Here is a 26039-nt window from a genome sequence, read left to right as displayed (position 1 = left end):
TGGGGTCGGTCGGGACCGCTAGCGGTGGTTGTTCTCGTGTCCGTGGCTGTGCGAGGTCGGTGCGGGCATCGACTTCTGCATCTGGACGAGGAACTCCACGTTGGACGTGGTCTCCTTCAGCTTGCCGAGGACGACCTCGAGGGCCTGCTGCTGGTCGAGGCCGGCGAGGGCACGACGCAGCTTCCAGGTGACCTTGACCTCGTCGGGGGCGAGCAGCATCTCCTCGCGGCGGGTCGAGGACGCGTTGACGTCCACGGCCGGGAAGATCCGCTTGTCGGCGAGCTGGCGCGAGAGCCGGAGCTCCGAGTTGCCGGTGCCCTTGAACTCCTCGAAGATGACCTCGTCCATCTTGGAACCGGTCTCGACGAGCGCGGTCGCGAGGATCGTGAGGGATCCGCCGTTCTCGATGTTGCGAGCGGCACCGAAGAAGCGCTTCGGCGGGTACAGCGCCGCGGCGTCGACACCGCCGGAGAGGATCCGACCCGAGGCGGGTGCGGCCAGGTTGTAGGCACGACCGAGACGCGTGATCGAGTCGAGCAGCACGACGACGTCGTGGCCGAGCTCGACGAGACGCTTGGCGCGCTCGATCGCGAGTTCGGCGACCGTCGTGTGGTCCTCGGCCGGACGGTCGAAGGTGGAGGCGATGACCTCACCCTTCACCGTGCGCTGCATGTCGGTGACCTCTTCGGGACGCTCGTCGACCAGCACGACCATGAGGTGGACCTCAGGGTTGTTGATCGAGATCGCGTTGGCGATCTGCTGCAGGACGATGGTCTTCCCGGCCTTCGGCGGGGCGACGATCAGGCCGCGCTGGCCCTTGCCGATCGGTGCGACGAGGTCGATGATGCGCTGCGTGAGCTTCGTCTGCTCCGTCTCGAGACGGAGGCGCTCCTGCGGGTACAGCGGGGTCAGCTTGCCGAACTCGACGCGGGCGCCGGCCTCGTCGACGGACAGGCCGTTGACGGAGTCGACCTTGACGATCGCGTTGTACTTCTGGCGGCTGCTGCTGTCGTTGTCGCGCGGCTGACGGATGGCCCCGACGACGGCGTCACCCTTGCGCAGGTGGTACTTCTTCACCTGGCCGAGGGAGACGTAGACGTCGTTGGTGCCCGGGAGGTAGCCGGAGGTGCGCACGAAGGCGTAGTTGTCGAGGACGTCGAGGATGCCGGCGACCGGGATGAGGACGTCGTCCTCGGCGATCTCAGGCTCGACGTCGTCGTTCTGCACGGATCCGCGACGCTTGCGGTCGCGGTAGCGGCTGCGGCCGCCACGACCCTCGGAGTCGTCGCCCGGTGCGCCCTGGTTGCCCTGACCGCCCTGGTTGCCGCGGTTCTGCCCCTGCTGCTCCTGCTTGGCGTCGGCCTTCTGGCCGCCGTCGGCGTTCTGGCCACCGTTGTTCTGGTTGCCGTTGTTCTGGCCACCGTTGTTCTGGTTGCGGCCTCGGCCACGACCGCGGCGCCCGCCGGACGACTGGCCGTCCTGCTGCTCGCCGTCCTGGGTGTCGTCGGCGTCCGTGTTCGCGGCGTCGTCGTTCGAGTCCTGCTCGGAGGCGTTCTGTGCGGCGCGGTTCTGCTCGCCGCCGGCCTGCTCGCCGGTGACCTGCTCAGCCGTGTTCTGCTCGGCGTCGTCGGCGTTGCGGTCGCGATCGCGTCCGCGACCACGGCGGTTGCCGCGCGAACGCCTCGGCGTCTGCTCGGGGGTCGTCTCGTCGGCGCTCGGCGACTCGGCGGTCGCGGCAGCGTCATCGGACTGCTCGGCGGGAGCCGCGTCGGCCGGAGCGGACGGCGCCTCGGCCTCGACCGGGGCGGGTGCGGCAGCCGGCGCAGCCGGTGCCTCGACGACGGGGGCGCCGACGATCGGGGTCGCGTTCGGGGCGACGGTGGCCGTCGTGGCCCGGCGGGACTTGCGTCGCGCCGGCGGGGCCGCCTTCTCGGCACCGAAGGCCTGGTCGAGCGCGAGGTCGAGCTCGGGCAGCTTGGACTGCACCGGCGCCTCCGGCGCGACTTCGAGCGCGGAGACCGACTCGATCACGTCGGCGGTCTCGGTGGCCGCGGCGTCGGTGTCGGTGTCGGTGCTGTTCTGGATGTTCTGGATGGCTTCGACCAGCTCGCCCTTGCGGAGCTTCGAAGCTCCGGCCACTCCGAGAGCGGCGGCGAGACGCTGCAGGTCGGCGACCTTGAGCGTCTTCGGGTCGGCATCCAGCGAGACGCCTGAGGCGCCTTCGTTGACGTCTGTCACGTGTGTCTTCCTTCCCTTGCGTCGAGACAGAGCTGTCTCGCGCAGGCGGCGATCGCACCGGAATCCTGTGCGGCGGGTGGGTGATGTTCACACGACGCAGAGCCTGTGCGGATAGCCCGGTGCGACGACCCGGCGGAGCGCTGCTCAGCAGGATGGAAACACGGTGGGACCCGAACAGACGCGATCAATTGGTGCGAAAGCGATGATTGTGCGGAATTGCCCCGGAAGCCGGTTACGCCGAAGAGGCGGGGTGGGCCGGGTGCCCTCCCACTGTAGCACCCTTGAAGTCGACCGCGAGCATCAGCGACTGCCACGGGGTGGTGGCGTGCTCGGCGACCAGCGCAGTGGCTTCGAGGCGTCGTCCGGGATCGTCCGCGAGGACGAGGATCGACGGACCGGCGCCGGACACGACGGCGGCGAACCCGTGCTCGCGCAGCACCGTGATGAGGGTGTTCGTCTCGGGCATCGCGGCGGCGCGGTAGCTCTGGTGGAGCCGGTCCTCGGTGGCCGCGAGCAGGAGCTCCGGGCTCTGCGTGAGCGCGGCGACGAGGAGCGCCGAACGCGAGACGTTGAACGCCGCGTCGGCGTGTGGCACGTTAGCGGGCTGCAGGCTGCGGGCGAGTTCCGTGGACATCGTGTGCTCGGGGACGAGCACGAGCGGCGAGACCCCGCGATGCACGATGAGCTTCTTGTGCTGCGGGCCGTCGTCCGTCGTCCACGCGATCGTCAGGCCGCCGAACAGCGCCGGAGCGACGTTGTCGGGGTGACCCTCCATCTCCGTCGCGAGCCGGAGGAGGTCGTCCGGACCGAGCTCGACCCGCCCCTCGAGGAGCCCCTTCGCCGCCATGATGCCGGAGACGATCGCGGCGCCCGAGGAACCGAGGCCGCGGCCATGCGGGATGACGTTCCGCGCGACGACGTCGAGACCGGGGAGGTCGTGGCCGTAGGCACGAAGAGCATGTGCGATCGCGGTGATCACGAGGTTGGACGCGTCGGTCGGCACCTCGCCAGCGCCGACACCGATGACCTCCACGAACACGCCCGGCTCCTCGCGGACCGTGACGGTCAGCTCGTCGTACAGGGCGAGCGCCAGACCGAGCGTGTCGAAGCCGGGGCCGAGGTTGGCGGTGGTCGCCGGCACCTTCACGGTGACGGTGCGTCCGATCGCAAGCGGTTCGGTGTGACTCATAGGGATGCCTGCAATCTGGTGAGAGGTCGGCGAGCGACGCGGTCGGTGGTCGTGCGGTTCGGCACCTACTCGGCTCCTTCGACCCGGAGCACGGACACGACCCGCTCGACGTGGGCGTTCGAGGCGAGCTGCTCGACCGTGGCCGCGAGGGCCGATTCGAGCGCCCGGTGGGTGCCGATGACCAGGGTAGCGGTCGACAGCGTCCCGTCCGAGGAGGCCACGGACTGCTGGAAGGTCTCGACCGAGACACCGCCGTCGCTGAGGATCCCAGCGACCGCGGCGAGCACGCCGGGTTCGTCGGCCACCTCGAGGGTGACCTGGTATCGCGTCGTGACGCGGCCGATCTCGAGGACCGGCAGGTCGGCGTGCGTGGACTCGCCGACACCGGGGCCGCCTGCGACGTGACGACGGGCCGCGGAGACGAGATCGCCGAGCACCGCGGAGGCGGTCTCCTTGCCACCGGCGCCGGCGCCGTAGAACATCAGGCTCCCGGCGTTCTCGGCCTCCACGAACACGGCGTTGTTGCCGCCATGCACGGCGGCGAGCGGGTGCTCCCGACCGATGAGCGCCGGGTAGACGCGGGCGGACAGGCCCTCCTCGCCGGTCGTCTCGTCGACGATCCGCTCCGCGATCGCGAGCAGCTTGATGACGTAGCCCTCGCTGCGGGCGAGGTCGACCTGCGCCTTCGTGATCCCGGTGATGCCTTCACGGTGGACGGCCTCGACGGGGACGGTGGTGTGGAAGGCGAGACTCGCCAGGATGGTCGCCTTCTGCGCCGCGTCGTAGCCCTCGACGTCGAGGGTCGGGTCGGCCTCGAGGTACCCGAGCTCGCTCGCGACGGCTGCCGCGTCCTCCATCGTGTCGCCGAAGCGGTCCATCCGGTCGAGCATGTAGTTCGTGCTGCCGTTGACGATGCCGAGCACCCGGTTGATGCGGTCGCCCGCGAGGCTCTCCCGCAGGGGTCGGATGATCGGGATCGCCGCGGCGACGGCCGCCTCGTAGTACAGCTGGGCGCCGACCTGCTCAGCGGCGTCGAACAGTTCAGGGCCGTGCGTCGCGAGCAGCGCCTTGTTGGCGGTGACGATGTCGGCGCCGGCGTTGATGGCCTGCAGGATGTGGCTGCGCGCCGGCTCGATGCCGCCGATGAGCTCGATCACGATGTCGGCGCTCAGGATGAGCTGCTCGGCATCGGTCGTGTACAGCTCCTTCGGCAGGTCGACGTCGCGAGGTGCGTCGACGTCGCGCACGGCGATGCCGATGAGCTCGAGGCTCGCTCCGGCTCGGGACGCCAGTTCGTCGGCGTGCTCGAGCAGCAGACGCGCCACCTGCGAGCCCACCGATCCGGCACCCAGGAGGGCGACCTTCAGTCCGCGGTATTCGATCATTCCGTGTCCAATCCCGCATCGCGGCTGAGGAGGTCGTGCTCGGTCTCGCCCCGCACGATGACGCGGGCCGCGCCACCCGACACGGCGACGACGGCCGGGCGACCGAGGTAGTTGTAGTTGCTCGCGAGGGACCAGCAGTAGGCCCCGGTCGCGGGGACGGCCAGGAGGTCGCCGTCGCGGACGTCCGCCGGCAGGTAGTCGGCGTTCACGACGATGTCGCCCGACTCGCAGTGCTTGCCGGCGATCCGGACGAGCGCGGGGGGCGCGTCGCTCACGCGATCGGCGATCCGGACCGTGTAGTCCGCGCCGTACAGCGACGGCCGGGCGTTGTCGCTCATCCCGCCGTCGACGCTGACGTAGCGGCGGACGGCCGTCTCGCCCTCGTCGTTCCAGGCGACCACGACGTCCTTGATCGTGCCGACCTCGTAGAGCGTGATGCCTGCGCCGCCGATGATCGCGCGTCCCGGTTCGAAGGCGAGCTTCGGGATCCGGACGCCGTGGAGGTCCGCCGCAGCCTGGACACCGGCGAGGATGTCCGCCGCGAGCTGCTCGATCGGCGTCGGGTCGTCGGCGTTGGTGTAGGCGATGCCGAAGCCGCCACCGAGGTTGAGCTCGGGCACGGGGCCGCCCTCGAGCAGGCGCGCGTGCACGGCGAGCAGGCGGGCGGCTGATTCGGCGAACCCGTCGGACCCGAAGATCTGCGAGCCGATGTGGCAGTGGAGTCCGAGGAAGTCGAGCGAGGCGTGGGCCCGGATGCGCGTGACGGCGTCGACGGCGTCCTCGAGCGGCAGGCCGAACTTCTGATCCTCGTGGGCGGTCGCGAGGTACTCGTGCGTGTGGGCGTGGACGCCGCTGTTCACGCGCAGGCGCACCGACTGGATCCGGCCGGCGCGTTCGGCCGCCGCGGCGACGCGGTCGATCTCGGTGAGACTGTCGAGCACGATGGCGCCGATCCCGACGCCCACGGCTCGCTCGATCTCCGCGACCGACTTGTTGTTGCCGTGGAAGCCCAGCTGGGCCGGATCGGTTCCGGCGGCGAGTGCGACGGCGAGTTCTCCACCGCTGCAGATGTCGATGCGGAGGCCCTCCGCCGTCATCCACCGCGCGACCTCGACCGAGAGGAACGCCTTCCCCGCGTAGTAGACGGCGACACTCGTGCCGCGGGCGGCCGCCTCACGCTCGAACGCCTCTCGCAGCGTGCGGGCGCGGGCCCGGGCGTCGTCCTCGTCGACGACGTAGAGCGGCGTGCCGAAGCGCTCCTGGAGCGTGCGGACGTCGACGCCGCCGAGCTGCAGGAGGCCGTCGGTGTCGCGGGCGGCCGACGCCGGCCACACGGCTGGATCGAGCGCGTTCGGATCGACGGGCTCGGCGAGCCAGTCGGGGGCGAGGGGGTTTCTGGCCACGGGGGTGTCCTGAGTCCTGTTGAGCGGAAAAGGAGGTTCTCGTTGGGCGAGCGGACCCGGTTTGGCCCCTGAAGCACCGATTTGTAGAGCACCGAAGAAGGTGGATGCGCACGGCCCGGTGGTTGGTGATCCCGGTCGTCCGCACCCATCGTCGCTCGGTTGGAACGACTGTGGTGGAACACGGGCCGCAAGGCCCGACGGCACACCTCACCGCCCGGTCGGAGCAGTGGGTGTGTGGAAAGTCTAGCGAGACGTGCGTGCCCATGCAGCATCGTGACGTCGGGTGGCCCGCTCTCCTCCACCGCCGGGTGGCGGGGTGAGGTTCAGTCGCAGCTGCCGAGCGTCTGCAGCGACGCCTCGTCGAGGCGGAGCGTCGTCGACGTCAGCGTGACGGTCGCCGCCTCAGTCGTCACCGCGAGTCCGTCGAGGTCGACCCCCTCGGGCAGGTACTGGGCGACGCAGATGCTCGGCGGGTCGCCCTGCAGGAAGCCGGTCACGAGCGCCCGTAGGTCGATGACGCCGAGGAGGCCGGTGTCGACGTTCACCGACGTCGGCATGAGGTTCACGCGGTCGGCCGTGGTGGTCGGCGCCACGGAGAAGTCGTACGGGATGGTGAACCCGAGGACGGTCGCCTCACCCGCGTACCCGATCTCGTCGTCGCCGAGGGTGAGCGTGCCCGGGAGCCCGGCCGTCTTGGCGAGGTCCGCCGCTCCGGCAGCGTCGATCCTGATGGTCGCCACCACCCGACCGATGGTCTGCTCCGGGTCGAGGGGGACCCGGTCGGCACTGACGCGGAGGTCCAGCGGGACGCCGTCGACGCTCGCATCCGGTGCACGCAGGTCGACGTGCTCGAACGTTCCGGTGAGGTACTGGGTGATGACCGAGGCACCGCCGATCGACACGGCGACGTCCGCGTCGACGTTGTCCGGCAGGCTCTGCTCGATCTGCGTCGCGACGCGCTCCTCGGCGACGCCGCGCACGATCGTGTCGGCGATCAGGAACGCGCCGACGAGGACGACGAGCACCCCGACGACGACGACGATCGGAAGCCAGGGACGCCTGCGCTTACCCGACGGTTGCTGCTCACTCATGTTCCGAGGGTAGCGAACCGTCGTCGGCAGGAGGACGCCGCGAGCGCAGGACCGTTCCCGAGGAACCGTCCTGCGCTCGCGCGGATCTCCCGCTGCGGGGAAGCTACATGCGCTCCGGCGCGGAGACGCCGAGGAGCGCCAGCCCGTTGCGGATGACGGTGCCGGTCGCGTCGTTCAGCCAGAGGCGCGTGCGGTGCAGGTCGGTGACCGGCTCCTCCCCCATCGGGACGACCCGGCAGCTGTCGTACCACTTGTGGTACAGGCTCGCGGTCTCCTCCAGGTGCCGGGCGACGCGGTGCGGCTCGCGCAGCTGTGCGGCCTGCGCGACGATCCGCGGGAACTCCTGGAGGACGCCGAGGAGCGCCGACTCCGTCTCGTGGACGAGCAGCTCCGGAGCGAAGGCGCTGCGGTCGACCCCGGCCGAGGCGGCGTTGCGCGCCACCGAGTTCGTGCGGGCGTGGGCGTACTGGACGTAGAAGACGGGGTTGTCGTTCGTCCGGCTGCGGAGCTGCTCCGGGTCGAGGGCCAACGGCGAATCGGCCGGGTAGCGACCGAGCGAGTACCGCAGGGCGTCCGTCCCGATCCAGGCCTGCAGGTCGTCCAGCTCGATGATGTTGCCAGCGCGCTTGGAGAGTCGGGCGCCGTTCACGCTCACGAGCTGCCCGATGAGCACCTCGATGTCGCGGTCCGGGTCGTCTCCGGCCGCGCCAGCGAGCGCCTTCAACCGGTGGACGTACCCGTGGTGGTCGGCACCGAGCAGGTAGATCTTGTGCTGGAAGCCGCGGTCGCCCTTGTTCAGGTAGTACGCGGCGTCGGCGGCGAAGTAGGTGTAGACGCCGTTGGAGCGACGGATGACGCGGTTCTTGTCGTCGCCGAAGTCCGTCGTGCGCACCCAGACGGCGCCCTCCTCGTCGAACACGTGCCCCTGCTCGCGCAAGCGGTCCACGGCCTGGTCGATGAGGCTCGTGCCGTCCTCGCCCGTCGCGTGCAGCGTGCGCTCGCTGAACCAGACGTCGAAGTGGACGTTGAAGCGCTCGAGGGACGCGCGGATCTCACCGAGCTGCAGGGCGTAGGCGCGTTCCCGCGCGACCTCACGGGCGTCCGGACGCTCGAGGAGGTCGGGGATCTCGGCCAGCACGGTCTTCGCGAGGTCGCCGATGTACGCCCCGGGATAGCCGCCCTCGGGGGTCGGCTCCCCCTTGGCCGCGGCGAGGATCGAGTCCGCGAAGGTGTCCATCTGGTTGCCGGCGTCGTTGATGTAGTACTCGCTGACGAGCGTCGCACCGGACGCGCTCAGGACGCGGGCCAGGGAGTCACCGAGCGCGGCCCAGCGCGTGTGGCCGATGTGGAGCGGGCCGGTCGGGTTGGCCGAGACGAACTCGATGTTGATGGTCTGACCGGCGAGGCTGTCGTTGCGACCGAACGCGTCACCGGCGTCGACGATCACCTTCGCGAGCGCACCCGCGGCAGCGGCGTCGAGGCGCACGTTGATGAACCCGGGACCGGCGACCTCGACCGAGGCGACGCCGTCGACCTGCACGAGCGCGTCGGCGAACTCCTGCGCGAGCTCGCGCGGGTTCGCCCCCACCCGCTTCGCGAGCTTCATCGCGATGTTGCAGGCCCAGTCGCCGTGATCGCGGTTCTTCGGACGCTCCAGCACCACGTCGTCGACCGACACCGCGACCTCGTCGGTGATGCCCGCCGCCTCGCGTCGTCGTTCGACGATGGGAACGACGATGGCGTGCAGGGCGGAGGCGAGGTCTTCAGGAGTCACGAGGAGCGATTCTACCCGGGCGCGTCGCACCGGTGACACGGCGGCCTCGGGGCGACCGTCAGGCGAGCACGACCGCCTGCGCCGGGTCGTCGGCGGGCAGGACGTCGATCAGGGCGTCGATCCGCATGTCCTCGACGGTCACGTTGCCGTGATGGTTGCTCAACCAGGCCACGTCCGCGGCGTCGCGTCCGGTGGCGATGCGGACGAGCGACTGCCGGGGAGCCAGGCCCGTCGCGTCGACCACGTGCCAGGCGCCGTCGACGAAGCCCTCGGCCACCGCGTGGAAGTCCATGGGGACGAGACCCGGGGCGTAGACCGCGGCGTACCGGGCCGGGATGTCGAGCGCCCGCAGCATCGCGATGGTCAGGTGCGCGAAGTCCCGGCACACGCCACGCCCCGCGGCGAGGGTCGACACCGCACTGTCCGACACGGTCGTGGAGCCGGAGACGTAGGAGAGGTGGCGTCCGACCCAGGCAGCCACCCATGGCAGCACCTGCAGACCGCCGGACACCGTACCGTCCTCGTGCAGGCGACGGTGCTCGAGCAGGTAGCCGAGCTCGGAACGCGCGAGCGAGAACAGCGCGTCCGACTCGCAGTACCGGCTGGGACGGAGGTAGGTCACGGTCTCCAAGGCGTCCACGGGACGCGGCACGGCCTGCCCGACGACCACCGCCTCGTAGTCGACCTGCAACCGGCCGGGCTCGGCGATGACCCGGTGGAGTCGTGTGTCGTCCGGACCCACGATCTCGGTGACCGCGCACGGGCCGTCCGAGGAGTGCACCTGCAGTCGCTCGCTCGCCAGCGGGGTGCCGCCGGCTGCAGCGATGGAGAAGATGAGGTCGGCTCGATCGTGCACCCGCAGATCGAGCGACGCGGTCAGGGTGCGCTGCATGACCTCATTGTTCCACGCGACGGGCGACGCGGATCCCGCACGCCTCCGGTACCGGCGTGGGTCCCGACTCTGGTAGCTTGGAGACGTTCCGCCTTCGTAGCTCAGCGGAAGAGCGCTTCCCTCCGGAGGAAGAAGTCGCTGGTTCGAATCCAGTCGAGGGCACCATCACCATCTCGCGAGGTCCTGCTTCGCATCGCTCCGACTCCGGGACGCGGGGGCCATGCATCGACCCGATCCCCTCCCGCAGCCGACGGTCCGCTTCATGCGCTGGGCCAGCGCCGCTGAGCTCGACCTCGCCGGCACGGCGGCCCGGCTGGACGCGTCCGCCCGTGACCGCCTCGACACCTCGTCCGCGACCGCGGGCCGTCGGTTCCTGTTCGGTCGCGCACTGCTCGTGCGCACCGTCGCGGAGACGATCGGCACCGACCCCGAGCAGATCGGGGTCACGGCGGTCTGCCCGGACTGCGGTCTCGCTCACGGACGACCACGGGTGCGCTTCGGAGACCGGACCGTCCACGTGAGCGTCTCCCACACCGCCGACGCCTCCGCGGTAGCGGTGTCGATCGAGCACCCCGTCGGTGTCGACGTCGAACGGCTCGACGCGGCCCGGTTCGCCGGCGTCGAGGACGTCGCTCTCACCCCCGCGGAACGGGAGCAGTGGCAGCGGCTCCCGGACCGACGACGCCTCCGGGCGCTCGCCGAGCGCTGGACGGCGAAGGAGGCCGTGACGAAGGCCCTCGGTACGGGCCTCGCGACCGATCCCGCGACGATCGACCTCGGGCGGGATGCCGTACCACTCGTCACCGCGACCGCGGGCCACCGATTCGTCATCGACCACCCGGAGCCCGCGCCGGGATTCGTCGTCGCGACGGCCCTCCTGCTCCCCTGACCCGGTTCAGCCGACGGGGAAGGGCGGGAGCGCCTCCTGGAAGAGCCACGCGTCGAGGAGCGGCTCGACCGGTGCCGGTGCATGTCGATCGACCGTCCGGATGAAGTCGTCCGTCGACACGCTCGAGTGCCGGAAGGACGCCACCCAGTCACGCAGGAGGTCGAAGAACGCCTCGTCGCCGAGCAGTCGGCGCACGGCGTGCAGGGCGATCGCGCCCCGCTTGTAGACCCGGTCGTCGAACATGTCCGCAGGTCCCGGGTCGCCGACGACGAGGTCCTGCGGTGCCCGTCGGAGCGCTGCGTAGTGCGCCCGGGCACAGGCGTCGGCGGTCTCGGCCCCGGACTCCTCCGACCACAGCCACTCGGCGTAGCAGGCGAAGCCCTCGTGCAACCAGATGTCCCGCCAGGTGGCGATCGTCAGACTGTTCCCGAACCACTGGTGGGCGAGCTCGTGCGCGATCAACCGTTCCGAACCGCTGACGCCGTCGACGTGGTTGCGGCCGAACACGCTCATCCCCTGCGCCTCGAGTGGGATCTCCAGCACGTCGTCTGTGACCACGACGCCGTAGCTGCCGAAGGGGTAGGGTCCGAAGGCGCGCTCGAAGCACGCCAGCATGTCGACCTGCTCGGCGAAGTCGTGTCGGAACCGCGCCGTGAGGTCGCGCGGCAGGTGTGCGACGACCGGCACCGTGCTCGTCGCGACCCGAGCGCTGACGGCGAGCCGCTGGTACCGGCCGATCTGCACCGTCGCGAGGTAGGCGGCCATCGGTTCGGGCTGCTCGTAGACCCATGTGGTCCGGCTCGCGCGGGCAACGCGCGACACCAGCTCTCCGGGGGCGACGACCGTGTACGCCGACGACGCCGTGACACTGATCCGATAGGACGACTTGTCCGAGGGGTGGTCGTTGCAGGGGAACCAACTCGATGCGCCGCACGGCTGGGACGCCACGATGACGCCGTCCTCGAGTTCCTCCCAGCCGATCTCGCCCCAGGGGCTGCGCACGGGACGGGGCGCACCCGAGTACCGGACGACCACGGAGAACTCGGCGCCGTCCGCGATGGTGTTCCGGGGCGTCAGCGTGAGCTTGCCCGAGCTGTGCGTCCGCTTCGCCTCGACCCCGTCGACCTGGACACGGGTGACGCGCAGCGCGGCGAGGTCGAGCGAGAACCGCGTGAGCTCCTCCGTCGCGACGGCGCTGAGCCGAGCCGTCCCGGACAGGGCGTTGCGGTCGACGTCGTAGTCGAGCTCGAGCTCGTACCGTACGACGCGGTAGCCACGATTCCCGCTGGAGGGCGTGTAGGGGTCGCCTGCGCTCCGCAGACGGGCGAGAGCCTCCCCCATCAGGACGCGACCTGGGGCTCCCGGTACTCCGCCGTCGTCACCTCGCGCCACGGGCCGATCGGGTTGCCGCTCCACCGGGTGCCCGCCGGGACGCGTTCTCCGCGCATGACGAGCGAGGCCGGTCCGACCGTCGCGTCGTCGTCGATCCGCGCTCCGGGGAGGATGACGCTGTGCGGCCCGAGCGTGGCGCCCGATGCGAGTTCGACCTGATCCATACTCATGATTCGATCATGGAACAGGTGCGTTTGCACAACGCAGCCCCGGTTGACCGTCGCGCCGTCGCCGAGTCGGACGAGGTCCGCCTCCGGCAGCCAGTAGCTCTCGCACCAGACCCCACGACCGATGCGGGCACCGAGCGAGCGCAACCACCAGGTGAGGGCTGGGGTGCCGGTGGCGGGTGCCGCGAACCAGGGTGCCGCGACCATCTCGACGAAGGTGTCGGACACCTCGTTGCGCCAGATGAACGAGGACCAGAGCGGGTGCTCCCCCGTGCGGATCGGGCCGACGATGACCCACTTGGCGACGGTCGTGATCCCGGCCGCGACCGCGCCGGCGGCCAGGAGCACGGCACCGCTGACGGCGATCGCGACACCGAGACCCCAGGTGTCGGCGAACCAGGCGAGGGCGAGGAGCACCAGGAGCGCGATGCCCGTCGTCACCATGACGGGGACGATGCGGCAGAGCTCCCACAGCGCGCGGGCGATCCGGAGCCGGAGCGGCGGGTCGTAGGTGCGGTCGAGATCGGCGTCGGACACCTGCCGCCGGAGCCGCATCGGTGGGCTCCCGAGCCAGGACGAGCCGGACTTGGCCTTCCGCGGTGCGGCCGACAGCACGGCGACGAGGCCGTTCTTGGGGACGTGCATGCCGGGGCCCGCCATGCCGGAGTTGCCGAGGAAGGCGCGCTTGCCGACGGACGCACCGGCGATCCGCATCCACCCGCCACCGAGCTCGTAGGAGGCCACCATCGTGTCGTCCGCGAGGAACGCACCGTCGCCGACGGTCGTCATCCGCGGGAGGAGGAGCACCGTCGACGCCTCCACGTTGCGCCCGACCTTCGCCCCGAGCAGGCGGAGCCAGACGGGCGTGAAGAGGCTCGCGTACAGGGGGAAGAGGAGGGTGCGCGCGGCGTCCAGGAGCCGCTCCGTGGCCCACACCTGCCAACCGACCCGACTGCGCACCGGGAAGTAGCCCTCGCTGAGACCGAGGCCGAGCAGCCGGACCAGGCCGATCGTGCTGATCGCCAGGACGACGAACCACACGAGGGTGGCGACGGGCACCCAGAGGAGCGCGCGCCAGGAGAACTCGAGCAGACTGGTCGCGCCCGACGCCCCGGCCGCCACGACCGCCGCCGCCAGCACGAAGGCGAGGAACGGCAGCACCGACAGCAGCGCCGATCCCGCGCCGTACGCGAACAGCCAGCGTCGGCGACGCGGGGGTCGTTCGGTCGGCCACACCGGCTTCGCCTTGCCGACGCGGACGGCGGGCGACCCTGACCACAGGTGTCCGGAGGGGACGCGGCCGAAAACGGACGATCCTGGAGCGATCTCCGCACGCTTGCCGATCCGGGTGCCGGCGAGCAGGGTACTGCGAGCGCCGACCGTGCTCTCGGCGCCGATGTGGACGTGGCCCAGTCGGAGCGTGTCGCCGTCGACCCAGTAGCCGCGGAGGTCGACCTCGGGCTCGATCGACGCGCGCGCCCCGACGGTGAGGAACCCGGTGACCGGCGGCACGCTGTGGAGGTCCGCGTCGGCACCGATCTTCGCGCCGAGCGCCCTGGCGTAGCTCGAGATCCAGGGGGCTCCGGCGAGACTCACCGCGCCGACCGTGTCGGCGACGCGTTCGGCGAGCCAGAGTCGCACATGGACCGAGCCGCCGCGCGGGTAGTCGCCCGGGCGGACGCCGACGAGGAGGAGCTTCGCCGCGATCACGGAGATCGCCATGCGTCCGATCGGGGTGATGACCACGAGGAAGCCGAGGGCGATCCACCACCACGAGACCATGGGGAGGTACGGGACATCCGCGACGAGGCCGAGGACCCGACTGCCGGCGAGCAGGTACACGAGCCACCGGAGTCCGACGAGGATGAGGAGCGGGACACCCAGGAGGGTCTGTGCCCACTGGGTCGCGAGCGGCGTCGGGAGCACGGGGTCCGCGACGGCCGCTCGGCTGCGACGCTCGGGGCGTCGGCCGTCGAGTTCGGCGGCCATCGCACCGAGTCGGGGGTGGCCGTAGATGTCGGCGACCGTGAACTCGGCGTCTCGGGTGCGGATGAGCGAGACGAGCTGCGCGGCGGCCAGGCTCCCGCCGCCCAGGCTGAAGAAGTTGTCGCTCTCGGCCGTGACCCGGACACCGAGGACGGCCGTCCACTGCTCGGCGAGCCACGCGGCGGTGCCCGACAGGGTCGAGGCGTCCTCCCCGTCGGCGGCGTCGAGCGGCCACGGCAGCGCGGCCCGGTCGACCTTGCCGGAGGTGCGGGTGGGCAGCTCGCCGACGACCGCGAGGAGCGGGACGAGCGGTGCCGGGAGCTGCTCGCGGAGGATGGCGAGCGCCCGCTCGACGGAGAACCCGTCGCGGTCGGGCACCGCGAGGTACCCCACGAGGACGGCGTTCCCGGCGACGGTGCGCTGGACGGCTGCTGCCGCACCCGAGACGCCCGGCAGCGCCTGCAGGGCGGCCTCGATCTCTCCGAGTTCCACGCGCCGACCGCCGATCTTCACCTGGTCGTCCGCGCGCCCCTGGAACACGAGTCCTGCGGCCTCGTAGCGGACGAGGTCGCCGCTCCGGTACGCCCGCGACCACCCGATGCTCGGCATGGGCGCATACCGTTCGGCGTCCTTGGCGGGGTCGAGATACCGGGCGAGTCCGACGCCGCCGATGATGAGCTCGCCGACGCCGCCCTCCTCGACCGGGACGCCCTCGGCGTCGACCACGGCGAGATCCCAGCCGTCGAGCGGCAGTCCGATGCGCACGGGCTGCTCGCCGGTCAACAGCGCGGCGCAGGCGACGACGGTGGCCTCGGTGGGTCCGTAGGTGTTCCAGACCTCGCGACCGTCCACGGCCAGCCGGGCGGCGAGCTCCGGCGGGCAGGCCTCGCCGCCGAAGATGAGCATGCGGATGTTCTCGAGGGATTCGGCGGGCCACATCGCCGCCAGCGTCGGAACCGTCGACACCACGGTGATGCCCTTCGCGGTGAGCCAGGGTCCGAGGTCCATACCGCTGCGGACGAGCGAGCGCGGCGCCGGGACCAGGCATGCGCCGTGTCCCCAGGCGAGCCACATCTCCTCGCAGGACGCGTCGAAGGCGACGGACAGGCCGGCCAGCACACGATCACCGGGGCCGAGGGGATCCGCCTGGAGGAAGATCCGCGCCTCGGCGTCGACGAACGCGGCGGCAGAGCGGTGCGAGACGGCGACGCCCTTCGGCGTGCCCGTCGAGCCGGAGGTGAAGATGATCCAGGAGTCGTCGTCGAGTCGCGGTGGTTCGAGGACCGGGATCGCCCGGGTGCCCGGGTGGGGTGCCGCGCCCGTCGCGAGTTGCACCCGTTCGGGATCGACGCCGTCATCGGCCGGGTCCTCCGTTCCGCGGCGCGAACGCTCGAAGACACCGCCGTCGACCAGGACGCCGACGACGGCCGCCTCACCGAACACGAGCCGTGCCCGCTCCTCCGGGTCGTCGGCGTCGACGGGCACGTAGGCCGCTCCGGTGAACAGGATCCCGAGGATCCCGAGGTAGAGGTCGCGGGTGCCCGAGGCGATCCGGACACCGACCCGGTCACCGCGCCGGACCCCGGCGGCGAACAGTCCGGCCGCGACCCGCTCCGCGCTGAGGACGAGCTCGCGGTAGCTGAGCGCTCCCTCCGCGTCCTCGATCGCCGAGGCCTCGGGGTGCGACGCGGCGACGTCACGGAGGACGTCGAGGAGGGTGCGCTCGGCCGGTGCGCGCACGCCACCGAGCAGCGCGGGCTGCCGCTCGATGAGGAGGGCGGTGCTGGTGTCGGCGTCCATACGCGATCCCCTGTCGTCCGGCTGTTCAGCGCCGCCAACGGTAGGCAGCGCGCATGGACGGTTGGTGAACACCAGTCAACCGCCAGATGTCGTGGAATCGTCGGCGACGCTCCGTCGGCCCCAGGCATCCTCGGAGGACGCGCGCCTACCATGGCCTGCATGACCATCGACTACTCCGTGCCCCAGGAACGCCAGCTCGTGACCGCCATCCCCGGCCCCCGATCGCTCGCCCTCACGGAACGGCGCCGCCGGGCGGTGTCACGCGGTGCCGGCAACCTCGCGCCGGTGTGGATGGACCACGGCTCCGGCGGCATCCTCGTGGACGTCGACGGCAACCACATCATCGACCTCGGAACGGGCATCGGCGTGACGACCATCGGGCACGCCCACCCCGACGTCGCCGCAGCCGCAGCCGAGCAGGCGACGAAGCTCACGCACACGCTCTTCACCGTGACGCCCTACGAGAACTACCTGCGCGTCGCGGAGAAGCTGTCCGAGATCACGCCGGGCGACTTCGAGAAGCGCTCGATCCTCCTGAACTCCGGTGCCGAGGCCGTCGAGAACGCGGTGAAGATCGCGAAGAAGTACACCGGACGTCGCGCGATCGTCGCCCTCGACCACGCCTTCCACGGACGCACGAACCTGACGATGGCGATGACCTACCGGCCGGCGCCCGAGCGCCTCGGGTTCGGCCCGTTCCCGGGTGAGATCTACAGCGTCCCGCTCTCCTACCCCTTCCGCGACGGACTCGACGGACCGGCGGCTGCCGAGGTGACGATCGACTACATCGAGCGGCACATCGGTGCGAGCGAGGTCGCCGCGTTCTTCGCCGAACCGGTCCTCGGCGACGGCGGCATCGTCATCCCCGCGCCCGGCTACTTCGCGCGCATCAGCGAGTGGTGCACCGAGAACGGGATCGTGTTCGTCGCCGACGAGATCCAGGCCGGCATCGGCCGCACCGGCGCCTGGTACTCGATCGAGCACCACGGCGTCGTGCCCGATCTCATCACGAGCGCCAAGGGCATCGCCGGCGGCTTCCCGCTGTCGGCCGTGACCGGGCGCGCCGAGATCATGGACGCCGTCCAGCCCGGTGGCATCGGCGGCACCTTCGGGGGCAACCCGGTGTCCACGGCGGCCGCGCTCGCGACGTTCGAGGTCATCGAGCGCGAGGACCTGCTGGGCGAGGCCCGTCGGGTGGAGGCGACCCTGCGATCGCTCATGGGCGACTGGGCCGAGCGGTTCGACATCGTCGGCGAAGTCCGGATCATCGGTGCGATGGCCGGCGTCGAGTTGGTCGTCCCCGGCACGAAGCAGCCGCACCCCACGGCACTGCAGACCGTCATCGACGCGGCGATCGCCCAGGGCGTGCTCGTGCTCGACGCCGGCTCATGGGACTCGGTGCTGCGACTCCTCCCGAGCGCGGTCATGTCCGACGAGCTCCTCCGCGACGCGGTGTCCGTCCTCGAGGACGCCCTGGGGCAGGTCTCCTCCTAGCCGCGGCGGTCGCGCGGGCGGGTCAGTCGACGGTGACGAAGTCGATGAGCTGTTCGACGCGACCGAGGAGTTCCGGCTCGAGGTCGTTGAAGGTCCGGACCTGACCGAGGATGCGCTTCCAGGCCCGGGCGATGTCGGCCTGCGAGTCGTGCGGCCAGCCGAACGCCTGGCAGATGCCCTTCTTCCACTCGATGGAGCGAGGGATGGTCGGCCACTCGCGCAGGCCGACCCTGGCGGGCTTCACGGCCTGCCAGACGTCGACGTACGGGTGCCCGACGATGAGGACGTTCCGGCCGTTCGGTCCGGCCATGACGGCGTCGGCGATCCGCTGCTCCTTCGAGCCGGGAACCAGATGGTCGACGAGGACGCCGACACGGCGGTCCGGGCCCGGCCGGAACTCGGCGAGCGCGGCGTCGAGGTGGTCGACGCCCGCGAGGTACTCGACGACGACGCCCTCCACGCGGAGGTCGTCGCCCCAGACCCGCTCGACGAGTTCCGCGTCGTGGCGACCCTCGACGAAGATGCGGCTCGCGCGAGCCACCCGAGCGGTCGTCTCCACCGCGAAGGAGCCGGAGGCGGTGCGCGCCCGCCCCGTCGGTGCGCGCTTCGGCACGACGAGGACGACGGGTTCACCCTCGAGGAGGAACCCCGCCCCCATGGGGAACACGCGTCGCTTGCCGCGGTAGTCCTCGAGCTCGACCGTCTTCGCCTCGACGCGCGTGATCGCGCCGCAGAAGCCGCCGAGTTCCTCGACCACGAGGTCGGTCACCGCCTCGACCTCACGGGCCACCACGCGGTTCTTCTTCCGCCAGTCCCCCGCGAGGACGTCCTGACCGTACCTGTCTTCGAACACCCGTCAACGCTAACCAACCCTCCGACCTTTCTCAGGACGGCCTCGGCGTGGCGCGGCCGACACGCCGCAATCCAGGCTCGACACGCCGACGCCGTCCTGAGTCGGGGACATGTCGAGCGGTGGGTCGCCTGCAGCGGGAGGTCCTCCTGGCATGCGAAGCCGCCCGGTGCGGAGACACGCCCCGACTAGGCTGCGGCGCGCTCAGCCTCGCGGGCGAGACCGCCGAGCAGGAGCCCGAGCTGGTCGTCCACGGTGCCGGGGTCCTCCGGGTGCCATTGCACGCCGGTGATCGGCAGGGTGCGGTGCTCGATCGCCTCGACGGTGCCGTCGGAGGCCCAGGCGACGGCACGCAGGCCCTCGCCGAGCTCACCGACCGACTGGTGGTGGGCGCTCTGCACCTGGAGGTGACGGGCACCGAGTCGGAATGCGAGGGCACTCGAGGGGTCGAGCTCGACCTCGTGCGGGGTCATGCTCTCATCGACCGGGACACCCTCGTTGCGGTGGGCGCTGTGCTCACCGAGGTCCTGCACGAGCGTCCCACCGAGGGCGACGTTGATGATCTGGTGTCCGCGGCAGATCCCGAGCAGCGGTGTGCCCCGCTCGGCGGCGCGACGGGCGACCGCGAGCTGGGCGCGGTCGGCCTCGGGGAAGTGCTGGCCTTCGGCGCGGTAGCCGGCGGTGCCGCCGTACTGGGCGGGATCGATGTCGGCTCCACCCATGATGACGACGGCGGAGGCCCCGTCGGTCGAGGCGAGGAGTGCTTCGGTGCCGAGGTCGTGCGCGGCCAACCTGGTCACGCGCCAGCCGGCCCGTTCGGCGGCGGCGATGGTCCGTCCGACGAGGATCTGCACGTACTCGTGGTACGCCTGGTCGTCCTCACGGAACCTGGTGACCTCGACGAGCGCCAGCATGGGTGAGACGTGTCCTTGCATGATGCTCCTTCCAGGGGTTCCGTGAGGTGACTCGACCAGTCTCGCCGGGCAGATGCCCTCGCGCGAGTGGCCGCGTCATGGTCGGTAACAGAGTCCGTCACGGTCGGTGACAGCGTCACGGTCGGTGTCGGCGAAGCCCCGCCACCGCCGTATAGCACAGCTCTGGTTCGGTGCGCTCGCTGGGAGCCCGCTGTAGAGATGTCGAGGGCCCGGACCTAGACTCGGAACCGAGCCGCGGGGTGGGGCTCCAGGGTCCGAACGAGTGACGAGGTGGCCGATGCGGGTTCGCTGGGCGGTATCGATCTGGGCGTTCTGCGTGGCCGTGCTCCTCGGAGCGGGAGCCACCGCCGCCTGGGCGGAGAGCCCGGTGCAGCTCGGGGCCGGGCGCGTGAGCGACAGCGCGGGTGTCCTCAGCAGCGGTGAGGTCACCGAGGTCACGAAGGCCGTTGACGACCTGGCCGCGGATCACGGCGTCGACCTCTGGGTGGTCTACGTACCGACCTTCACCGACCCGAGTGACGCCGAGTCCTGGGCGAACCGGACCGCGAAGGACAACAACCTCGGACCGAACCAGTACCTGCTGGCCGTGGCGACGGAGGACCGCGCCTACTACCTCTCCGGCGACTCCAGCGGACCGGTGAGCGGTGACCAGCTGACCGAGATCGAGCAGCAGCGCATTCTGCCGCAGCTGCGTGACGACGACTGGGCCGGCGCCGGCGTCGCTGCCGCCGAAGGCCTGGGCGCCGCCGTCGGCGGCGGGTCGATCGGAGGCACCGGTGGCGGCTCAGGGGGCTCGGCCGGGTGGCTGACCATCCTGCTGATCGTGGTCGTCGCCGTCGTGGCCGTCGTCCTCCTGGTCGTCCTCCTCCGCCGACGCCGCGCTGCGAACGGCGACGGCGCGGTGACCGCGGGCCAGCAGGGGGCACCGGTCGACCCGCTGACCACCGCCCCGATCCCCGAGCTCGAACGACTCGCCGGCAGTGCGCTCGTCCAGACCGACGACGCCGTCCGGACGAGCGAGGAGGAGCTCGGCTTCGCCACCGCCTCCTACGGCGAACCGGCCACGGCCGCGTTCACCGCCGCCCTCGCCGGAGCGAAGGACGACCTCGCACACGCCTTCGCGCTCAAGCAGCGGCTCGACGACGCCGAGCCGGACACCGAGCAGCAACAGCGCGACTGGAACCTCCAGATCATCCGGCTCTGCGAGCACGCGAACCACGTGCTCGATGAACAAGCAGCCTCCTTCGACGAGCTCCGCGCGCTCGAGAAGAACGCACCCGCCGCGGTCGAGGAGCTGCGAGCCAGGGCGGCCGCGGCCGGACCGACGGTGACGGCCGCGCAAGACGCGGTGCGCGCCCTGCAGACGCGCTACAGCCCCGACGCCCTCATCACCGTGATCGACAACCCGGCGCAGGCGACGGAGCGTCTCGCCTTCGCCACCGCGGCGATCTCGGACGCAGCTGCACGGCTCGCCGCCGGAGACTCGGGCGAGGCCGCCGTCGGCATCCGAGCCGCCGAGGAAGCGCTCGACCAGGCCACCCAGCTCACCGGGGCCGTGAAGCGGCTGCAGGCCGACCTGACGACCGCCGAGCAGCACCTCGCCGCCCGACTGGCCGAATTGGACGGAGACGTCGCCGCGGCTGGCGGCCAACCGGACCCGACCGGCACCCTCGCCGCGGCGGTCGCGAGCACCACCGCGACGGTCTCCCAGGTTCGCGGCGCGCTCGGCGCACCGAACAACCCGATCGCCCTCCTCGCCCGCCTGGATGCGGCGAACACGCAGATCGACGGTGCTCTCCAAGGGGTGCGCACCGCGGCGGAGCAGCGACAGCGCGCCGCAGCCGCCCTCGGACAGACCCTGCAGACGGCGGGCGCGCAGGTGTCGGCTGCAGAGGACTTCATCGTCTCGCGGCGCGGAGCCGTCGGCCCGGAGGCCCGGACGCGCCTCGCCGAAGCCGGCCGCACCCTCGTGCAGGCCCAGGGCCTCGCCGCCAACGACCCGACGCAGGCGCTCTCCCTCGCCCAGCGCTCCAACTCGCTCGCGAGTCAAGCGGTGCAGCTCGCCCAGGCCGACCTCGGGCAGTTCCAGAGCCAGTCGGCGGGCGGACTCGACGGCATGTTCGGCGGCGGCCAGGGGCAGCAGGGCGGCAACGGGATGCTCGGTGCCGTCCTCGGCGGCATCCTGATCAACTCCGTCCTCGGCGGCGGCGGGTCCCGTTCCGGCGGCGGCATGTTCGGCGGCGGCTCCGGTCGCTCACGCAGCGCCGGCAGCTTCGGTGGCGGCGGCACCCGTTCCCGACGCGGCGGCGGTCGCTTCTGATCCGCGGCACCACCCACCTCATCACCAGACACCGACCGACACGACCCAGCAGGACACGAGAGAGGAACCACACCATGGCAGAGAAGCAGTCCATCTTCGGACGCATCGCCCAGCTGACCAAGGCCAACATCAACGCGCTGCTCGACTCCGCCGAGGACCCGCAGAAGATGCTCGACCAGATGGTCCGGGACTACACGAACTCGATCGCCGACGCCGAGAGCGCGATCGCCGAGACGATCGGCAACCTCCGGCTCCTCGAGCAGGACCACCAGCAGGACGTCGAGGCGGCCTCCGAGTGGGGCACCAAGGCGCTGGCCGCGAGTCGCAAGGCCGACGAATACCGTCAGGCGGGCAACGCCGCGGACGCCGACAAGTTCGACAACCTCGCGAAGATCGCGCTCCAGCGCCAGATCGGCGCCGAGAACGAGGCCAAGCAGGCCGAGCCGCAGCTGGCCTCGCAGACGAAGGTCGTCGAGCAGCTGAAGAACGGCCTCAACGGCATGAAGACGAAGCTCGAGCAGCTGAAGACGAAGCGCAGCGAGCTCGTCGCCCGGGCCAAGACCGCGGAGGCCCAGCGCAAGGTCGCGGATGCGGTCGGCAGCATCGACATCATGGACCCGACGAGCGACCTGAGCCGCTACGAGGACAAGATCCGCCGCGAGGAGGCGAAGGTGCTCGGCCAGCAGGAGCTCGCCGCCTCGAGTCTCGACGCGCAGTTCAACGACCTCGAGGACCTCGGCGAGCTGACCGAGGTCGAGGCCCGCCTCGCCGCGCTGAAGGGCGGCGGTTCCGCGTCTCCCGCGATCGAGTCCTCCGGCCCCGAGTACACGCCGAACGCCGGCCAGTAGTGCCGATCCGACGGGCCCTCGGGACCTCCCGAGGGCCCGTCGCCCTCGCCCCCTCGCACAACCTCCAGGAAGGCACCGCATGACGAAGTTCGTCGTCGTCCCCCAGTGGCAGGGCTCCGGTTCGTCCAGGGCCATGCAGTTGATCGATGGAGCCGAGGCGATCCGTGGCGACCTGCCCACGGCGGCCACGACACTCGTCCACGTGCCGACGGAGGCCGGCGAGGCCCTCGACACCGACATCCGGCGCGCCAGTTCCCTCGTGACGACCGCGGAACTCCAACGTCAGGCGCTCGTCGGGATCGACGAGCCCGTCATCACCATCGGTGGGGACTGCGGCGTCGAACTCGCGTCAGTCGGTGAGGCCCTCCGACGCGACCCCGGCATCGCCGTCGTCTGGTTCGACGCCCACGGCGACCTCAACACCCCGCTCAGCTCGCCGTCCGGGTCGTTCAGCGGAATGGTCGCCCGAGCACTGACCGGCGAAGGCGCCGCGATGCTCCTGCCCGAGGCCCCACTCGATCCCGCCCGGCTCGTCCTCGTGGGGGTGCGCGACCTCGACGACGGTGAACTCGCCCACATCGAGGAGCGTGGCATCCCCATGGTCTCCTCGGTGATGACGAGCGCCGCCGAGGTGGTCGCCGCCGTCGAGGCGACGGGCGCCGACCGCGTCTACCTGCACGTGGACGTCGACGTCCTCGACCCCGCCGTCATCGCCGGCGTCAGCTCGGCCGTCCCCTTCGGTCTCGAACTCGGCACCCTGCTGGACTGCATCACCGCGCTCCGCGCGCGGTTCGGCTTCGCCGGGGCCGGCGTCACGGGCTTCTCCCCCGGCTCCCCCGACGCCGCAGCCGACGACCTCGGCACCATCCTCCGCATCATCGGCGCGATCAGTCGCGAACCGAAGCCCGACAGCACCAACCCGACAGGAGTCACCCCATGAGCCGTACCGTCGATCTCGTCGTCATCGGAGCCGGACCCGTCGGCGAGAACGTCGCCGACTACGCCCACAAGAGCGGTCTGAGCGTCGTCATCGTTGAGAGCGAACTGGTCGGCGGTGAGTGCTCCTACTGGGCCTGCATGCCGTCCAAGGCCCTCATCCGATCGGGCGCCGCCCTGCGTGCCGCCAAGCGCACGGGTGGAGCCATCCCCGAGGACACCGCGCTCGACCCGCTCAAGGTCCTCGCGCGACGGGACTCGTTCACGAGCGACTGGTCGGACGACGGCCAGGTCGATTGGCTCCAGGGCGCCGGCATCGAGCTGGTGCGTGGGCACGGTCGACTGACCGGCGAGCGCGAGGTCACCGTGACGGCCGCCGACGGCTCGACGACCGTGCTCACGGCGACGCACGCCGTCGCGGTCTGCACCGGATCCGCCGCGCTCCTGCCCGACATTGCGGGGCTGGCGGCGGTGGAGCCATGGACGAGCCGCGAGGCCACGAGCGTCCAGACCCTGCCAGCGTCCGTCGCCTTCCTCGGTGGCGGCGTCGTCGCCGTCGAGCTCGCGACGGCCTACCGCTCACTCGGGGTCGACGTCACGCTCGTCGCGCGCAGTGGCCTGCTCGGCAACACCGAACCGTTCGCCGGCGAACTTGTCGAGTCCTCCCTGCGTGAGCTCGGCGTGACGATCGTGCACGCCTCCCCCACCGCCGTCTCCCGGGCCGCCGACGGCGCCATCACGCTCGAGTTCGACGACCGGGATGCGGTGACGACGGCGGAACTCGTCGTGGCCACCGGCCGGACGCCACGGACGGACGACCTCGGGCTCGAGACCGTCGGCCTGGAACCGGGTGCCTGGATCGAGGTCGACGATCAGCTCCTCGCCCACGGCAGCGACTGGCTGTACGCCGTCGGCGACGTCAACCACCGGGCACTCCTGACGCACCAGGGCAAGTACCAGGCACGCGCCGCGGGCGCGGTCATCGCGGCACGGGCGAACGGCGAGGACGTCGACACCAGCCCGTGGAGCGACCACGCGGCGACCGCCGACCACCGTGCCGTGCCGCAGGTCGTCTTCTCCGAACCGGAGGTCGCCGCCGTCGGACTCACGGCCGCGCAGGCCGAGGCGGCGGGGATCGACCACCGGGTGGTCGACTACGACCTCGGTGGCATCGCGGGCTCGAGCCTCCACGCCGACGGCTACACCGGGCAGGCGAGGATGGTCGTCGACGAGGAGCGCGGCGTGATCATCGGGATGACCTTCGTCGGTCAGGACGTCGCCGAACTCGTCCACGCGGCGACGATCGCCGTCGTGGGTGAGGTGCCGCTGCACCGCCTCTGGCACGCGGTGCCGTCCTACCCGACGATGAGTGAGATCTGGCTGCGGCTCCTCGAGACCTACCGGAGCGGTGCGTGACCCGTCCCGGCGAGGTCGATCAGCCGCGGAGCCGTCGTTCCGGCGGCCCGTGGCTCGACTCACCGCTCAGCCGGATCGGGTACTGGTACGCCACGCTAACCGGGCTCGTCTGGGGCGCAGTCTGGAGCACCGGGCCGGTCGAACGGCGGGGCGGGATGATCGTCTTCCGCGGGATGCCGTCGTGGACGTTCGGCCGAGGTGGTTCATGCGTCGGCGGGGTGTACCTCACCGACCGGAACGTGTCGACCCGGGTGCTCGAACACGAGGCGGTGCACAAGCGGCAGTGGCAGCGGTACGGCATGCTCTTCCCGCTGATGTACGCGATCGCCGGTCGTGATCCGCTCCGGAACCGGTTCGAGATCGAAGCCGGTCTCGAAGCGGGAGGCTACCTGCCGAAACGCCGCTGACGAGCGTCGCGGCGTCCGTGCGGTGCGGCCCGGTGCGAGGTCGTGTCAGTGCGATGCGCGCTCGACCGAGCTCGAGCGCTGACGTGCGCCGATGCTCGCCAGGGTCATCCTGAGGTCGTTCCGGAGACCCGTGAGGTGCTCCGTCTCGCCGCCGATCCACACGTGGTAGTCGGCCGCGTCGTGTCCGTCGACGTCGAGCATCTCGCTCGCCCAGGCCCGGGTCGCTCGCGCGACGGCCTGACCGTGTGCGCACCGGCTGCCCGTTCCGGGTTCCCCCGAACGCGCTGCGCGGACGAGCCACGTCACGACGACGCGTCCCGGCGAGTCGAGGGTGGTGATCGACGCGGCGTCGTCGACCTCGACGAAGACCTGGCCGCGGGCGCAGATGGGGAGCAGCGCGAGGACCTCGGCCAGCTCGCCGATCGACGACTCGTCGCCCGCGAGCAGCACGTGGCGTGCGTCCGCGACGGCGAACTCCGCCGGATCCTCGAAATAGCTCACGCGATCAGTATAGGCGAGCCTAAGCTCACTTCGATCCCCTGCCCCGGGTCTTCCAAGGCGGCGGAGCACATCACGATCCGATCACTCTGTGACGCCCCCTGACACCGTGGCTGGCACCACACACGT

19 protein-coding genes and 1 tRNA gene are annotated in these 26039 nt (G+C 71.1%); 8 read left to right on the top strand and 12 right to left on the bottom strand.

Annotated elements, in window-relative coordinates; all coding sequences use genetic code 11:
• Positions 1-18: 18 nt before the first annotated feature.
• The 7 genes from rho to ACQG07_RS13010 all read right to left on the bottom strand — a co-directional run bounded on the left by rho (position 19) and on the right by ACQG07_RS13010 (position 9972).
• The gene (gene rho / locus ACQG07_RS13040; RefSeq protein ID WP_426738488.1) at positions 19-2238 is read right to left on the bottom strand and encodes a transcription termination factor Rho; all 2220 of its coding nucleotides are present in this window, start codon (positions 2236-2238) and stop codon (positions 19-21) included.
• Between the two features lie 232 nt (positions 2239-2470).
• Positions 2471-3427, bottom strand: a complete 957-nt coding sequence (gene thrB / locus ACQG07_RS13035; RefSeq protein ID WP_124769594.1) for a homoserine kinase — start codon at positions 3425-3427, stop codon at positions 2471-2473.
• A gap of 65 nt (positions 3428-3492) precedes the next feature.
• Positions 3493-4812 carry a homoserine dehydrogenase gene (locus ACQG07_RS13030; RefSeq protein WP_079002763.1) on the bottom strand — a complete coding sequence of 440 codons (1320 nt, stop codon included), beginning with the start codon at positions 4810-4812 and terminating at the stop codon, positions 3493-3495.
• Entirely contained in the window at positions 4809-6215 is a 1407-nt protein-coding gene (lysA, locus tag ACQG07_RS13025; protein WP_426738487.1) for a diaminopimelate decarboxylase, read from the bottom strand. The genes ACQG07_RS13030 and lysA overlap by 4 nt, the downstream gene beginning before the upstream one ends.
• 323 nt (positions 6216-6538) lie before the next feature.
• Entirely contained in the window at positions 6539-7306 is a 768-nt protein-coding gene (locus tag ACQG07_RS13020) for a DUF2993 domain-containing protein (RefSeq protein ID WP_426738486.1), read from the bottom strand.
• Between the two features lie 103 nt (positions 7307-7409).
• Positions 7410-9080, bottom strand: coding sequence for an arginine--tRNA ligase (locus ACQG07_RS13015; RefSeq protein WP_064295369.1), 1671 nt, complete (start codon positions 9078-9080; stop codon positions 7410-7412).
• Positions 9081-9138: 58 nt separating this feature from the next.
• Positions 9139-9972, bottom strand: coding sequence for a transglutaminase-like domain-containing protein (locus tag ACQG07_RS13010; protein ID WP_086473968.1), 834 nt, complete (start codon positions 9970-9972; stop codon positions 9139-9141).
• 90 nt (positions 9973-10062) lie between these two features.
• Between ACQG07_RS13010 and ACQG07_RS13005 the strand changes: the two genes are divergently transcribed.
• Together ACQG07_RS13005 and ACQG07_RS13000 are read left to right on the top strand one after the other, a co-directional pair.
• A tRNA-Arg gene (locus tag ACQG07_RS13005) sits at positions 10063-10137 on the top strand.
• 55 nt (positions 10138-10192) lie between these two features.
• Entirely contained in the window at positions 10193-10861 is a 669-nt protein-coding gene (locus ACQG07_RS13000; RefSeq protein WP_426738485.1) for a 4'-phosphopantetheinyl transferase family protein, read from the top strand.
• Positions 10862-10867: 6 nt separating this feature from the next.
• Here ACQG07_RS13000 and ACQG07_RS12995 read toward each other — a convergent pair whose 3' ends face one another.
• Together ACQG07_RS12995 and ACQG07_RS12990 are read right to left on the bottom strand one after the other, a co-directional pair.
• Positions 10868-12202, bottom strand: a complete 1335-nt coding sequence (locus ACQG07_RS12995; protein WP_426738484.1) for a M1 family metallopeptidase — start codon at positions 12200-12202, stop codon at positions 10868-10870.
• On the bottom strand, positions 12202-16206 hold the full coding sequence (locus ACQG07_RS12990; RefSeq protein WP_426738483.1) for a Pls/PosA family non-ribosomal peptide synthetase: 4005 nt from the start codon (positions 16204-16206) through the stop codon (positions 12202-12204). The genes ACQG07_RS12995 and ACQG07_RS12990 overlap by 1 nt, the downstream gene beginning before the upstream one ends.
• Positions 16207-16365: 159 nt before the next feature.
• Here ACQG07_RS12990 and ACQG07_RS12985 point away from each other — a divergent pair, with 159 nt between their 5' ends.
• The gene (locus tag ACQG07_RS12985; RefSeq protein WP_426738482.1) at positions 16366-17700 is read left to right on the top strand and encodes an aminotransferase class III-fold pyridoxal phosphate-dependent enzyme; all 1335 of its coding nucleotides are present in this window, start codon (positions 16366-16368) and stop codon (positions 17698-17700) included.
• A 22-nt stretch (positions 17701-17722) separates the two neighbouring features.
• Here the strand turns inward: ACQG07_RS12985 and ACQG07_RS12980 are convergent, their stop codons facing one another.
• Both ACQG07_RS12980 and ACQG07_RS12975 read right to left on the bottom strand, forming a co-directional pair.
• Positions 17723-18553, bottom strand: a complete 831-nt coding sequence (locus tag ACQG07_RS12980) for a DUF3097 domain-containing protein (RefSeq protein ID WP_071262446.1) — start codon at positions 18551-18553, stop codon at positions 17723-17725.
• A gap of 185 nt (positions 18554-18738) precedes the next feature.
• Positions 18739-19485 (bottom strand): gamma-glutamyl-gamma-aminobutyrate hydrolase family protein, encoded by a 747-nt coding sequence (locus ACQG07_RS12975; protein ID WP_411558568.1) that lies wholly within the window; start codon positions 19483-19485, stop codon positions 18739-18741.
• Between the two features lie 277 nt (positions 19486-19762).
• Between ACQG07_RS12975 and ACQG07_RS12970 the strand changes: the two genes are divergently transcribed.
• From ACQG07_RS12970 to ACQG07_RS12950, 5 genes are all read left to right on the top strand, one after another.
• The gene (locus tag ACQG07_RS12970; protein ID WP_426738481.1) at positions 19763-21805 is read left to right on the top strand and encodes a TPM domain-containing protein; all 2043 of its coding nucleotides are present in this window, start codon (positions 19763-19765) and stop codon (positions 21803-21805) included.
• A 74-nt stretch (positions 21806-21879) separates the two neighbouring features.
• On the top strand, positions 21880-22653 hold the full coding sequence (locus tag ACQG07_RS12965) for a PspA/IM30 family protein (protein WP_064295284.1): 774 nt from the start codon (positions 21880-21882) through the stop codon (positions 22651-22653).
• A gap of 79 nt (positions 22654-22732) precedes the next feature.
• Entirely contained in the window at positions 22733-23593 is an 861-nt protein-coding gene (locus ACQG07_RS12960) for an arginase family protein (RefSeq protein ID WP_064295283.1), read from the top strand.
• The gene (locus ACQG07_RS12955; protein WP_426738480.1) at positions 23590-25005 is read left to right on the top strand and encodes a dihydrolipoyl dehydrogenase family protein; all 1416 of its coding nucleotides are present in this window, start codon (positions 23590-23592) and stop codon (positions 25003-25005) included. Before ACQG07_RS12960 ends, ACQG07_RS12955 begins: the two co-directional genes overlap by 4 nt.
• Positions 25002-25412 carry a Fe-S oxidoreductase gene (locus tag ACQG07_RS12950; RefSeq protein WP_274500802.1) on the top strand — a complete coding sequence of 137 codons (411 nt, stop codon included), beginning with the start codon at positions 25002-25004 and terminating at the stop codon, positions 25410-25412. The genes ACQG07_RS12955 and ACQG07_RS12950 overlap by 4 nt, the downstream gene beginning before the upstream one ends.
• A gap of 45 nt (positions 25413-25457) precedes the next feature.
• On the opposite strand, the gene ACQG07_RS12945 is transcribed toward ACQG07_RS12950, so the two are convergent.
• Positions 25458-25913 (bottom strand): SIP domain-containing protein, encoded by a 456-nt coding sequence (locus ACQG07_RS12945; RefSeq protein ID WP_426738479.1) that lies wholly within the window; start codon positions 25911-25913, stop codon positions 25458-25460.
• Positions 25914-26039 lie beyond the last annotated feature (126 nt).

Origin of the sequence: Plantibacter sp. 2H11-2, from assembly GCF_050031945.1 — a bacterium.
Taxonomy (GTDB): Bacteria; Actinomycetota; Actinomycetes; order Actinomycetales; family Microbacteriaceae; genus Plantibacter; species Plantibacter auratus.
Note: the sequence above shows the minus strand (reverse complement) of the source record. Positions and strands in the feature narration are given on the sequence as shown.